The sequence below is a fragment of the Streptomyces tremellae genome, from assembly GCF_039540215.1.
Classification (GTDB): Bacteria; Actinomycetota; Actinomycetes; order Streptomycetales; family Streptomycetaceae; genus Streptomyces; species Streptomyces tremellae.
Window position 1 is genome coordinate 24,001 of the sequence record NZ_BAABEP010000026.1, and the last position, 12,685, is coordinate 36,685.

General features: G+C 74.7%; 10 protein-coding genes. 2 read left to right on the forward strand and 8 right to left on the reverse strand.

The features are described 5' to 3' along the window. Positions 1–54 precede the first annotated feature (54 nt). From efeB to ABEA77_RS18615, 6 genes are all read right to left on the reverse strand, one after another. Positions 55–1,377, reverse strand: a complete 1,323-nt coding sequence (efeB, locus tag ABEA77_RS18590; protein ID WP_345648534.1) for an iron uptake transporter deferrochelatase/peroxidase subunit — start codon at positions 1,375–1,377, stop codon at positions 55–57. 4 nt (positions 1,378–1,381) lie between these two features. After that, positions 1,382–3,712, reverse strand: coding sequence for a copper resistance CopC/CopD family protein (locus tag ABEA77_RS18595; RefSeq protein WP_345648537.1), 2,331 nt, complete (start codon positions 3,710–3,712; stop codon positions 1,382–1,384). 19 nt (positions 3,713–3,731) lie between these two features. Further along, complete coding sequence (locus tag ABEA77_RS18600; RefSeq protein ID WP_425588312.1) at positions 3,732–4,214, reverse strand: copper chaperone PCu(A)C; 483 nt, start codon at positions 4,212–4,214, stop codon at positions 3,732–3,734. Next, positions 4,211–4,873, reverse strand: a complete 663-nt coding sequence (locus ABEA77_RS18605; RefSeq protein ID WP_345648540.1) for an SCO family protein — start codon at positions 4,871–4,873, stop codon at positions 4,211–4,213. Before ABEA77_RS18605 ends, ABEA77_RS18600 begins: the two co-directional genes overlap by 4 nt. 131 nt (positions 4,874–5,004) lie before the next feature. After that, positions 5,005–5,691: a YcnI family copper-binding membrane protein gene (locus tag ABEA77_RS18610; RefSeq protein ID WP_345648542.1), complete on the reverse strand. Its 687-nt coding sequence runs from the start codon at positions 5,689–5,691 to the stop codon at positions 5,005–5,007. A gap of 301 nt (positions 5,692–5,992) precedes the next feature. Continuing rightward, positions 5,993–6,895, reverse strand: coding sequence for a hypothetical protein (locus tag ABEA77_RS18615; protein WP_345648545.1), 903 nt, complete (start codon positions 6,893–6,895; stop codon positions 5,993–5,995). A 192-nt stretch (positions 6,896–7,087) separates the two neighbouring features. Here ABEA77_RS18615 and ABEA77_RS18620 point away from each other — a divergent pair, with 192 nt between their 5' ends. Continuing rightward, entirely contained in the window at positions 7,088–7,543 is a 456-nt protein-coding gene (locus ABEA77_RS18620) for an ATP-binding protein (protein ID WP_345648547.1), read from the forward strand. 120 nt (positions 7,544–7,663) lie between these two features. On the opposite strand, the gene ABEA77_RS18625 is transcribed toward ABEA77_RS18620, so the two are convergent. Then, positions 7,664–9,145: an aminopeptidase P family protein gene (locus tag ABEA77_RS18625; RefSeq protein WP_345648549.1), complete on the reverse strand. Its 1,482-nt coding sequence runs from the start codon at positions 9,143–9,145 to the stop codon at positions 7,664–7,666. A gap of 197 nt (positions 9,146–9,342) precedes the next feature. Continuing rightward, the gene (locus tag ABEA77_RS18630) at positions 9,343–10,797 is read right to left on the reverse strand and encodes a PP2C family protein-serine/threonine phosphatase (protein WP_345648552.1); all 1,455 of its coding nucleotides are present in this window, start codon (positions 10,795–10,797) and stop codon (positions 9,343–9,345) included. Positions 10,798–11,491: 694 nt separating this feature from the next. Between ABEA77_RS18630 and ABEA77_RS18635 the strand changes: the two genes are divergently transcribed. Further along, complete coding sequence (locus ABEA77_RS18635) at positions 11,492–12,172, forward strand: bifunctional DNA primase/polymerase (RefSeq protein WP_345648555.1); 681 nt, start codon at positions 11,492–11,494, stop codon at positions 12,170–12,172. The last annotated feature ends 513 nt before the right edge of the window (positions 12,173–12,685 follow it).

A 12,685-nucleotide genomic window follows, 5' to 3' on the forward strand; every position in this document is an offset into this window, starting at 1 on the left:
CCCGCGGACGGGCGGCGGGGCCCCAGGACTCCAGCGCCGCGGGCGGGCGGCCCCTCAGGACTCCAGCAGCCGCTGCCCCACGTACTCCCCCTCGGCGGCCCCGCCCGGCACCGCGAACAGGCCGCTCGCCTCGTGCCTGATGAACGCCGAGAGCGCGTCGCCGCGGTCGAGCTTGCGCTGCACCGGTACGAACCCCGTGAGCGGGTCGGCCTGCCAGGCGACGAACAGCAACCCCGCGTCCGGGGTGCCGTCCGCGCCGATCCCGTCCTGGTAGGAGAACGCCCTGCGCAGCATCGCCGCCCCGCCGTTCGCGCTCGGCTGCGCGATCCGCGCGTGCGCGTCGGCGGGGATGACGAGCTTCCCGTCGGGTCCTGTCTTGGTCAGGTTCATCGCCGTGCGCTCGGTGCCGCCGGTCAGCGGGGCGCCGTCCGACTTGCGGCGCCCGATGACCTTCTCCTGCGCGTCGACGGAGAGCTTCTCCCAGTCGTCGAGCAGCATCCTGATGCGCCGCACCACCGCGTACGAGCCGTTCGCCATCCACGCGGGGCCGGCGGGCGTGGTGCCGTCCGAGGCCGGCTTCGCCGGCACGAAGACCTGCTCGTCGAAGCGTGGCGCCGACTGCTGCGGGTTGCCCGTGCCGTCGATCTGCCCCATCAGGTTGCGCATGGTCATGGGGTGCGCGGTGGCGCCGGGGGAGCGGTTGAACCCGCTCATCTGCCACCGCACGCGTGCCGTCGCGCCTGCCGCCTTCTGCAGGGCGCGCAGTGCGTGGAAGGCGACGAGCGCGTCGTCCGCCCCGACCTGGATCCACAGGTCGCCGTTGCTGCGGGCCGGGTCGAGGTGGTCGGACGAGAACGCGGGCAGCGGGTCGAGCTGCACGGGGCGCTGCTTCACCAGGCCCGTGCGGTCGAAGAAGCTGTGGCCGAAGCCGAAGGTCACGGTGAGCGAGCAGGGGCCCGCGTCCAGGGCGACGCCCGTGTCGTGGTCGGGCGCGGGCCGCCCCTCGGTCAGCGCGGCGGCGCAGGCGGTCCAGCGACGCAGCAGCGCCACCGCCTGCGCGCGGCCCGCGCCCGGCGCCAGGTCGAACGCGGCGAGGTGGCCGGCGGCCTGCAGCGGGGTGGCGATCCCCGCCTGGTGGGTGCCGTGGAAGGGGACGGCCTCCGCGCCGAGCCTGGTCAGCGGCGTGGGCGCGGCGGGCCGGGTCGCGGCGTAGGCGCCCGCGCCCCCGGCCGCGCAGACGACGAGGCCGCCCGCGCCCGCGGCCCACGCGGTGCCGAGGAGCCGGCGCCGGGAGACGCCACCCGCCGCGGCGTCCGCCGCCGGGGGCGGTGTGGTGCGCGCGCCGTTCTTCGTGGGGTGCTTCGAGGTGTCGGTCACTGACTCAGCCGATCGTGATGTTCTTGTAGACGGTCGTCTCGTCGATGTCGGACGTGCGGACGGTCAGCGCGAGCTGCCAGGTGCCCGGCATCGGGATCTGCACGTGCTCGGCCGCCCAGTGCCCCGGCGCGAACCGCTCGGGGGCGATCGGGAGCGGCCCGATCCCGCGCGACTTCAGGGTGAGGCTCGCCTTCACCTGGGGGACGTCGAGGGGCCGGTTGTCGGGGCCGTTGACATAGAGGTGCATCAGGTTCTGGCCGCCCGCCCGCGCGGGCTCCAGGTAGAACTCCGCCACGCCCCTGCCCTTCGGGCCGCCCGTGTCGAAGGGCAGCGACAGGTCGACGGGGCCGGCCTTCGGCACCGCGGCCGCCGCGGCGCCCGCCGGGGTGTGCGCCGCGGCCTGCGCGGTCCGCGCTGGCTCGGTGTCGGAGAGGATCACGGCGAACACCAGCACCACGACCGCCACCGCGGCCTCGGCAAGCACCGACCTGCGCAGGCCGCCGCGCGCCGGGTCCGCGTCGCGCACCCGCTTGGTGCGCGCCGTGTCCACCGCCGCCCGCTGCCGCGCCAACTGCGCCGCCCGCTCCCCGCCCGCGCCCGCCCGTGCCGTCGCGCCCGCCGCACCGGAACCGCCGCCCGCCGCACGGCTCTGCACACCGCAAGCACCGGTCTCCGAGCCCGCGTCGGACTCCCCACCTGAACCGCCGCCGCCGACAGGGGACTTCGCCCCGGACACCGTGCCCGCACCGGAAGCACCTGAGCCCGCACGGGGCTTCGCGTCGGCGCCCGCGCCGGGGCCCGTACCGGAGGCACCGGCTCCCGCGCCGGCCTCTTCGCCCGCGCCGGGGCCCGTACCGGAACCGCCGCCCCCCGCCGGCACCGGGGCGCGGGCCGCCGCGCCCGCACCGGAGCCGGCCCCGGCGCCGGGCGCGCCGGACGCGGCAGCCGCGCCCACCGGAAGCGGCTCGGCCGCTCCCGCCCCAGCGCCGGACGCGGACGCTCCCGGCGCCTCGGCGAGCCGCGCCGTCCAGCGCCGCGAGAAGTACGCGATCACCACGATCACCACGACGAGGCCGACCTTGATCATCAGCAGCCGCCCGTACGAGGTCGACGCCAGCGCGGAGAACGTGCCGATCTGCCGCCACGCCTGGTAGAGGCCGCTCGCCACCAGCGCGGCCACGCTCCAGAACGCCAGCGCGGAGAACCGCCGTACCGCCGCCGCGTCCACGGACGGCGCCCGGTACAGCGCGGTGAGCAGCGCCGCGAGCCCGCCGAGCCAGCACGCCATCGCCAGCAGGTGCACCATGTCGACCGGCATGGCGAGCCCGGTCTGGATGCCCGTCGAGGCGTGCTCGCTCAGCGACCAGGTCGCCGCGAGCCCCGCGGAGACGGCCGCACCACCCGCGCCGAGCCCGAACGCCAGGTCGCGCCGTTCGGCGCGGTCCGCCCCTTCCCCGCCCCGCCGCGCGTACGCGCCGAACAGCACCGCGACGAACACCGCGGCCGCGCCGAGCAGCAGCAGCCGCGACACGAGCGCCGCGCCCTCCTTCGTACCGAGGACGTCCCGCAGCCCGCTCAGGTCGAGGACGTCCGCGAGCTTCCCCGAGCCGGTGTAGGGGCCGCGGAGCAGCAGCAGCGCGAGCGTCGCCGCGGTGAACGCCGTCCAGGCGCGCACCACGAGCCGCTGGACCGGCCGCACGGACGCCCCGCGCGGCCAGCAGACCAGGACGAACGCGGCCCCGCCGACGAGGACGGTGAAGCCCGCGTACGACACGTACCTGGCGATCCCGTACAGCGCGCCGACCAGCCCGCCGCCCGCGTTCTGGCCCGTGACGCTCGCCTCGGTCCTCGACGGCGCGCCGACGGAGAAGGTGAACGCGCCGGCCACCGGGTGGGTGTCGGCCGAGACCGCCTGCCAGGCGACGGTGTACGTGCCGTCGCCGATCCCGGGGCGCAGCGCCGTCCGGTAGCTCGCGGTGGACCCGGTGCTGACGTCGGTGATCTTCCCGGTGTCCACGCGCTTGTTGTCGGGCGCGAGCACCCGTATCGCGTTCCTGCCGAGCGAGACCTGCTCGGAGAAGGTCAGGGTGACCGCCTTGGGCGCCGTGGCCACCACCGCCCCGTCCTTCGGGTCGCTGCCGGTCAGGGCCGCGTGCGCGGAGGCGCTGCCCGCGAACACGGTCAGCACGGACAGCACGGCGGCGACGACCACGCCCGCCGCGGCCAGGAGCCTGGCGGGCCCGGCCGGGGGCGGCACGCCGGGCAGCCGGGGGCGACGGCGCGGACCCGCCGGGGCGCCGGCCGGTGCGGGGTACGGGGCGGTAGCAGCTGTCATGGCGTCTGGTGTCCCTCACTCACGGCGTGGCGGGCGGCTGGTAGTTGGCCGCCTTGACGGGAACGGTGACCTTGATCGCGCCGGTCTTCCTGAAGTGCAGGTCCAGTTCGACGCGCTGGCCCTGCTTCGGCGGGTGCGCGATCCCCATGAGCATGATGTGGTTGCCGCCGCGCGCGAGGTCGAGCGTGCCGCCCGGCGGGACGTCGAAGGACGTCACCTCGACCATCCGGTTGTCGACGGTCTTGTGGATGGAGACGCTCTCGGAGAGCGGGCTGGTGACGGAGGTCAGCTTGTCGCCGCCCCTGCCCGCGTTGTGCACGACGAGGAAGCCGGCGGCGAGGTCGCCCACCGGCTGCGGCATGTACGCGCCGGAGACCGTGAGCTTCGGGGCGCCGCCGCCCGCGGGCTTCGCCGCGGCATCCTGGCCGCCGCCCGAGCACGCCGCCAGGGTGAGCCCGGCCGCGAGGAGCGCCGCGGGCAGCAGGGCCGCGCGGCGGGTCACGGCCGCTTCCCTTCGATGATCTCGGGGAGGTCCTTGGCGTAGTCCTGGGCCGTCGTGTTGTCCCCGTACAGCAGGTAGCCGTCGTTGGTCCTCGGGGAGAAGGCGATCACCTCGGCGCCGTGCGTGGAGACGATGGTGCCGTCCTTCTGCTTGACCGGCGGGTCGATCCCGATGCCGAGCTTCTTCGCACCGGCCTGGATGGTCTTGAAGTCGCCGGTGAGGCCGATGAAGGACGGGTCGCCGGCGGCCGGCAGCCACTTGCCGAGCTCGGCCGGGGTGTCGCGCTCGGGGTCGGTGGTGACGAAGACGACCTGGAGCTTGTCCTGCTCCGCCTTGGTCAGCGACTTCCGCGCGACGGCGAGGTTGCTCATCGTCAGCGGGCAGACGTCGGGGCAGTGGGTGTAGCCGAAGTAGAGCAGCGTCGGCTTGTTCTTCGTCTCCGCGCGGAGATCGAACGTCTTGCCGTGGGTGTCCTTCAGCACCAGGTCGGGCTTGTGGAACGCCGGGTCGAGCACGGTCGCCGCGCCGGGACGCTGCCCGCCGGAGACGTCGGCCACGGCCTTCGGCTTGGTGTTGCTGTCGTCTCCACCGCAGGCGGTGAGGGTGAGGGCCGCGGCCGCCGTGAGGGCGGCCGCCGCGATGAGCGTCTTCTTGCGCATGAGGTCTTTCCTGTGGACGAGCGGGAGGTTTCGGGGGCTGCCCAGGGGCCCGGGAGGGAGCGGGCCCCTGGAGGGAGCGGGCCCGGGGAGGGAGCGGGGCGCGCCCCCTCCCGGGGCCCGCCGGCGCGGGGTCAGGCGGCGGAGCGGCGGCGGCCGACGAACAGCCCGTACGCGACGCCCGCTGCGCCGACCACGATGCCGACGATGCCAAGCACCCGCGCGACGGTGTCGGTGTCCGAGCCCCCGGAGTCGCCTGCCGCCTGCGCGTTCTTGGCGGAGGTCTCGGTCGCGGCGTGCCCGGTGCCGCCCTGCGCCGCGCCGTCGGCTGCGGACGCCGCGGTCAGTTTGAGGACGGGCGCCGGGTCCTCCGGCTCGGGGGCGCCCGGCTGCTGCGGCTCGATCCAGCGGACGACCTCCTTGTCGGAGTACGTCTGGAGGGCCTTGAACGTGACCTGGTCGGCGTCGGCGGGCAGCGTGCTCAGCGAGACCGGGAAGAGCTGGAACTGCCCCACGGGGATGCCGTCGCCCTGCGCGGTCCAGGTCACCTTGGACACCGCCTCGGTGACCTTGCCGCCGTGCAGCTCCACCGGCTTGGCGAGCTTGGCCGTGGTGACGTCGATCTTCCAGCCGGGCACCGGTTCAGGCATCACGGAGGCGAGCGGGTGGTCGGTCGGGAAGGCCACTTCGAGCTTGGTCGTGGTGGCGTTGTCGCGCTCGTTGGGGACCTTGAAGTCGACGACGGCGGAGCCGCCCTTGGCCGCGTCGCCGTGCGGCTGCACCGTCACGTGCGCGGACGCGGGCCCGGCGAGCAGCAGCACGGCGGAGCCTGCGACACCGCCCGCGACGCCGAGCCTGGCGAGACGGGTGCGCGTACGGGCCGCGGCGCGCGGGGGCTTCCCGGCGTATCCGGCGGAATCAGCAGGCGCGTCGGAACCAGCAGGCGCGTTGGACCCAGCAGACCCAGCAGACCCAGCAGACCCAGCAGACCCAGCAGACCCAGAAGACACAGAGAACACAGAACACTCCCCAAGAGGTGAGGTGGTGGCGGGAGCCGCGTGCGGTCGCACGGCGGCAGCACGACGCCGCCTCTCCCGTCTCCCGGGTGCCGAGGGCGTCGTGTCAGGCGGCGAGCGCGACCGCCGCGGGCGGCCCGCGCCTGACCACCGTGTGCTGGAGTGCCACGGCCGAGGGCGCGGGGGGTATGCCGTGCGTGGGCGGCGGCCCCTGCGGCAGCACCCGCGCGCCCGGCAGTCCGGCGAGCAGGTGCCGTACGAGCATGAGCGCGGCGCGCAGGGAGCGCAGCCGTGCGGCGTCGGTCAGCGTCTCGCGGACCTCGCCGAGGCCCTCGGCGCCCTGCTCGGAGAGTTCGCACAGCCGCAGCAGCGCGAGGTCGCCGCGGCGCAGCAGCCAGCCGGCGGCGAGCGCCGCGAGCAGGTGGGCGAGGAGCATCGGCAGCGAGGGCAGCAGCCCTGCGAGTCCGGTCCAGCCGGTCGCGGACCCCGCCCCGCCCCCCATGCCGGGCATGTCGCCCATGCCCGGCATGTTGGTCATGGCTGACGCCGCGTCGGACGCGGTGCCGGACGCCGCGCCCGGGTCCGTGCCGCCCGGCCCGGCGATGACGCTCCCGGGGCTGATGTGCGCCCGGGTGAGGACCCGCAGCGCCTGCGCGTGGCTGAGGCCGTGGCCCGCGCCGCACACCAGGGTGGCGGCCGTGCGGACGACCGCGTCGCCGCCCGCGTGCGCGGGCGCGGCGGCCCGCTGCTGCGCGAGCCCGAACAGGGCGTGCAGGCCGAGTTGGCCCGCGGCGAGCGCGGCGACCGTGCCCGCGGTCGAGCGCGTACGGCCCGCGAGCGGGGCCGCCGCGGCGAACAGCAGGAGGAATCCGGCCGCCACCGACCAGCGGGGCACCGACGCGCAGGCCGCCACCGCGTGCCCCACGGCGGACAGCACGGCGCAGACCGCGGCGAACACCGCGGCCCTCAGCAGCCGTGCGCCGACGGCGGCGCGCGCGACGGGATTCATGGCGGGGCCATCATCGCACTGCGGCCCCCGCCGCGGGCGGGCAGGTCCGGGACGTCACGCTCTGCCCCGTACGCGCCACCCCGCGCGGCCCGCGTCGGCCGAACGAGGGCGATACCACGGGAGGCGGGCTTACGGAAGGCCGCATGCGGCAATACGTCTCCGTATGTCGAGCCATGGCCAGGAGGCTGGAGCATGAGCATCTGGTGGTCTCTGCATTTGCGGCGGGAAGCGGCGAGTGTCCCTCTCGCGCGGCGCCTGCTGCTCGGCGCCATGGACACCGCGGGGGTCGACCCGGACATCTCCTTCGACCTGTCCGTCGCGCTCACCGAGGCGTGTGCCAACGCCGTGGAGCACGGCGGGGACGGCGCCGCGGACGGCGTCGAGGGCGGCGGCTACCGGGTGACCGCCTATCTGGAAGGCGAGAAGTGCCGGATCGAAGTCGCCGACGCGGGGCCGGGGTTCCCCGCGAGACGCGTCGTCAGGAACCCGCTGCCGCCGCCGTCCACGGCGGAGAGCGGCCGGGGCCTCGGACTGATCGAGCAGCTCGCCGACCACGTCCACTTCCGCAACGGTCCGGGCCACGGCGCCGTCGTCAGCTTCGACAAGATCCTGAAATGGCGCGAGGACGCCCTGCTCCACGCGATCTGAGCCGCGTGGAGCGGGCGTCCTCGTCGTTGTGGGGCGCGGGGCGCGGGGTTGCGGGGCGCGCACGGTGCCGCACGGTGCCGTACGGGTTCGCCACGGGGGCGCCCGCACGTACGGCCGCGATCAGGCGCCGCGCAGGCCCGCCATCCAGCTCTCCACCTCGGCCGAGGTGCGCGGCAGCGCCGCCGAGAGGTTCCGGTTGCCGTCCTCGGTGACGACGAAGTCGTCCTCGATGCGCACGCCGATGCCCCGGTACTCCTCGGGCACGGTCAGGTCGTCCGTCTGGAAGTAGAGACCCGGCTCCACCGTCAGGCACATGCCGGGCTCCAGGGTGCCGTCCGCGTACACCTCGCGGCGGGCGGCGGCGCAGTCGTGCACGTCGAGGCCGAGCATGTGGCCCGTGCCGTGCAGCGTCCAGCGGCGCTGGAGGCCGAGTTCGATCACCCGCTCCACCGGGCCTTCGATCAGGCCCCACTCGACGAGGCGCTCCGCGAGCACCCGCTGTGCGGCGTCGTGGAAGTCGCGGTACTTCGCGCCGGGCCGCACCGCCGCGATGCCCGCCTCCTGCGCGTCGTACACCGCGTCGTAGATCCGCCGCTGGAGGTCGGTGAAGCGGCCGTCGACGGGCAGTGTGCGCGTCACGTCCGCCGTGTAGAGGGTGTCCGTCTCGACGCCCATGTCGAGCAGGACCAGCTCGCCGGAGCGCACCCGGCCGTCGTTGCGCACCCAGTGCAGCGTGGTCGCGTGCGGGCCGGCGGCGCAGATCGAGCCGTAGCCCACGTCGTTGCCCTCGATGCGGGCGCGCAGGAAGAACGTGCCCTCGATGTAGCGCTCGCCCCTCTCGTGCGCCTCGGCCCGGTCGAGGACCTTCACCACGTCCTCGAAGCCGCGCGCCGTCGCGTCCACGGCCTTCTGCAGCTCGCCGATCTCGAACGCGTCCTTGACGGCGCGCGCCTCGGAGAGGTGGACCCGCAGCTCCTCGTCGCGCTCCGCGGTCACCTTGTCGGCCAGCGCGGCCTCGATGCCCGCGTCGTGGCCGCGCACGACCCGTACGGGCCCCGTGGCGTCGGCGAGCGCGGCGGGCAGCTTCCGCACGTCCTTCGCCGGCAGGCCGAGCAGCTGCTCGGCCTCGGCGAGCGAGTGGCGGCGGCCGACCCACAGCTCGCCCTGGCCGTCGAGCCAGAACTCGCCGTTCTCCCGGTCGGAGCGGGGCAGCAGGTACACCGTCGCGGTGTGGCCCGCGGTGCCTTCGGGCTCCAGCACGAGCACGCCGTCCTGCGTCCGGTCGCCGGTGAGGTACGTGTACTCGGTGGCCGCGCGGAACGGGTACTCCGTGTCGTTCGACCGGGTCCTCAGGTTGCCGGCGGGCACCACGAGGCGCTCACCGGGGAACCGCGCCGACAGGGCCGCGCGCCGCGCCGCCGTGTGCCCGGCCTCCGGCACGGGCGCGAGGCCGCGCAGCTCGGTGTCGGCCCAGCCTGTCCTCATGTTCTCCGCGAGTTCGTCGGACACGGCGGTATACAGTCCGTTCTTCCGCTGTTTGATGGGTTTCCCGTCGGTTTCCGCCTCGGCGCCGGGGTTCTCCCGGCCGCTCTCGTCGGCCACGTCTTCTCCTCGCTACGACCACCGGCTCTCCGGTTCGGCACCGGCCCTCTCCATCGTAAGGAGCCGCGCAGGTGAGCGGGACGGGCCGGCGCCCTGCTGTGAGGAATCCGCCGAAACCGCCCGGCCGGGACGACTGCGGCCGGGGCGCCCCGGGCGGGGCCCCCGGCGGCCCCGAGCTCTCGGCCCTCGAACGCAGCTCAGCCCTCGAAGCGGACCGCGAGCAGCACCACGTCGTCCGTACTGCCGTCACTGCTGGCACTGCCGTCACTGCCGCCGGCCCCGCCCCGGGCGGCGCCCGCGTCGGCCAGCACGGTGCGCACCACGTGGTCCGCGACAGCCTGCGGGTCGTCCCGTACGGCCGCGGGCACGCTCGCCGCCGCCGCGTGCAGCCGCGCGTACGCCCGGTCCACCGGGTCGCCCGTGCGCCGCAGCAGCCCGTCGGTGTACAGCAGCACCGTTTCTCCGGGCTCGGGAACCACCTCCACGCTGGGCGCCTCCCAGCACGCCAGCATGCCGAGCGGCGCCGAGAGCGTCGTCTCCACGTACGCGCACCGCCGGTCGCCGACGATCAGCGGCGGCGCGTGTCCGGCGCCCGCGAGCAGGACGCGGCCCGCGGCCGGCTCCGCGTGGGCGAACAGCGCGGTGGCCGTGCGGCCGGGCTCCGTGAGGCTGAGCAGCAGCTCCAGGTCGGACAGGACGGCGACCGGGTCCTCGCCCTCCATCACGGCGTACGCGCGCAGCGCCGCCCGCAGCCTGCTCATCGCGGCCACCGCCGCTGGGCCCGAGCCGTCGACCGCCCCGACCGCGAGGCCGAGGCAGTCGTCGGGCAGCGGCAGCGCGTCGTACCAGTGGCCGCCGCCGCGCGGCCCGCTGTGGTGGCACAGGCCGAGCCGTACGCCGGGCACGTGCGGCAGCCGCGTGGGCAGCAGTTCCCCGGTGAGGTCGGCCACCCGGGCGCGGGCCCGCTCCAGTTCGACGAGGCGCGCCAGGTGCTCGCCCGCGTAGCGGGAGTAGAGGCCGACGAGGTGGCGGCTGCGCTCGTCGGGCTCCGCCGGCTCGTCGTAGAGCCAGACGGCGGCGCCGAGCCGGCGCGGGCGGTGACCGGCGGGCTCGCCCGCGGCGTTGGCGTCCGGGTCGCTGAGCAGCGGCACCGCGTACGTGGCGCCGTAGCCGAGGCGCAGGGCGACGTCCCGGTGGCGCGGGTCGAGCGCCGGGTCCGCGAGCAGGTCGGGGGTGGCCACGGCCGCGGGCCGCGCGGCGGTGCCGCCGCCCCCGCCGTCGAGCGGGCCGGTGCCGTCGAGCAGCGCGCCGTACGCGGTGGCGGCGTGCGGCACGGTCTCCAGATGGCCGATATCGGACCGCGAAAGGCCGACGCCGACCGTGGTGCGGGGGCCCTCGCCGCCGGGCGGGTCGAGGACGACGAGGCCGCGCCGCGCGCCGACGAGGGCGGCGCCCGCGCGCAGCAGCTCGGTGAGTGCGGACTCCAGGCGGTCGGTGCGCGCCAGGCGCTCGGTCAGCTCGTGCAGGGTGGTGAGGTCGGAGACCCAGCCGGCGAGCCGGTCCTGGATGAGGACGACGGGCGGCGCCTGGAGGTCGTCGAGCGGAGGGGGTGTCTGGGCAGGCGAGGGAACCAGAGGGCTGATTCCAGCCACTTTCCGCGCCTGTGGAGCGTTCATGGCAGCCGACCTTCCGGGCGGTGCGTTTCGCTGAATAGCATCGCAAAACCCCCATGTCATTCTGCGCGGTCGGCAATGTACCCACATGTACACGCACAACTCGGGCAATGTCCAGCGTGAAGCCGGTGCCCCGGCCGATCTCCGGCTCCGTAGCGAAGTTGACCGAAAAAAGTACCCCCTCTGTGGTTTTTGCGATCGACTGAGCTCGCTCAAGAGGGTTTTTTCCGGGGCCCACGGGAAATCCGTGGCACCCCGGAAGCGTTCTCCCGAGCGTCATTCCGTACGCGATGGGTACGTAAAAGGTGACGGACAGGGGCAGTTGGGGCCCCTTGGAACCCGGCGGCAGCGACCCGGCGTCAGACAGGTCGGGGTCCGGCCGACGCCCGTCTCCCCGGAGTGGCGAGCACCACGCACAGCACAGCGGGACAGCAGCAGGGCGCCCGCGCGCCACCGCCCGCAGGACGCCCGGAGCCGTACGGCGCACCGGCGCGTACCGGATGCGGGACCGGGCGAACCCCGGCGGCACGGCGCAGCGCGACGCTGAATGGCTGAATGGCTGAATGTACGCACGGCTGTATGCGCGACGGTACGCACGACGAAGTGATGCACCCAGATGGTGTCAGTCAGTGTTCATGTGGACTCGGCGTTCAACGGAAAGGAACGAGCGCTCATGCGCGAGATCCTCGGAAGGCGACGCAGGCTCCGGTTCCGGCGCAAGGGGATGCCTGCCCCACTCGATGCGGCGCTCGCCTTCTCCGCCTGGAGATGGCCCGTGGTCCCCGGTGCCGCGCTGAAGGCGACCGGCGGCCGCGGCACCCGCGGCACGGGCTGTTCCTGCCCCGACCCGGAGTGCGCGGTGCCGGGCGCCCACCCCTTCGACCCCAACCTGCTCGCGGCCACGTACGACGAGCGGATGGTCCGCTGGTGGTGGACGAACCGGCCGACCGCCCCCGTCGTCCTCGCGACCGGCGGCTCCGCGCCCTGCGCGATCAGCCTGCCGGCCGTCGCGGGCGCGCGGGCGCTCGCCGCGCTCGACCGCGACGGCGTACGGCTCGGCCCTGTGGTGGCGACGCCGACCCGCTGGTCGATCCTGGTCGCCCCGTACGGCCTCGAACGCCTCGGCGACCTCCTGTACGCGAAGCCGTGGGTGCCGAGTTCCCTCCGCTTCCACAGTGGCGGCGGTTACCTGGTGCTACCGCCGTCCGAGGCCGCGGGCGGTCAGGTGCGGTGGGAACGCGGCCCGCTGCCCGGTTCCTCCGCGCCCTGGCTGCCCGATGTCGAGGCCGTCGTGGACGCGTTGGTACGGGCGAGTACGAGCGCGCCCGACGAGGGCAGCAGACTCGCGTACTGAGATGTTCTGAGATGTACTGAACAAAATTCAATTCCCCGCGTATGGCCTGGCAAGCGGGGCGTGCGCGGAAATTCACCGAAAACCGCGCCGCACGGGCCCGCGAGGCGCCGGGCCTCCGCCCGGCGCCGCGGCGCGCGGGATCGTGGAGATCCTGCAGGTCAGCGCAGTCCAGGGGGAGTTGGGGTTCGGTGCCACCCCGCTCCGGGGCGGTCTCGCCGCCCCTCGCCGTCCAGGAAACCGCAGGTAAACCCGGGGCGGCGCGGGCGGGCGCCGGAAAATCGGAGCAATGGCCCGACTGCGGCCGGCGTGGCCCGAGAACGCAAAGGCCCGGTCGCTGGCGACGGGGGATGCACCAGCGACCGGGCTTCTAGAACGGTAACAAGAGATCGGCCGTTAGCAAATTCGATCAGAGATTTCGGGCCGCTCATTACCTGGAAGTACGGGCCTCACGGCAAAACTGTGTGACCGGTATCACTTCGGATCGGCCACTCGCCCCCGTCGTCGTCGCTCTCC

What these genes read in the sequence shown, in the direction of transcription:
- ABEA77_RS18595 (WP_345648537.1), bottom strand. Translation starts at nt 3,712, where the DNA reads ATGACAGCTGCTACCGCCCCGTACCCCGCACCGGCCGGCGCCCCGGCG.
- ABEA77_RS18605 (WP_345648540.1), bottom strand. Translation starts at nt 4,873, where the DNA reads ATGCGCAAGAAGACGCTCATCGCGGCGGCCGCCCTCACGGCGGCCGCG.
- ABEA77_RS18615 (WP_345648545.1), bottom strand. Translation starts at nt 6,895, where the DNA reads ATGAATCCCGTCGCGCGCGCCGCCGTCGGCGCACGGCTGCTGAGGGCC.
- ABEA77_RS18620 (WP_345648547.1), top strand. Translation starts at nt 7,088, where the DNA reads ATGAGCATCTGGTGGTCTCTGCATTTGCGGCGGGAAGCGGCGAGTGTC.
- ABEA77_RS18635 (WP_345648555.1), top strand. Translation starts at nt 11,492, where the DNA reads ATGCGCGAGATCCTCGGAAGGCGACGCAGGCTCCGGTTCCGGCGCAAG.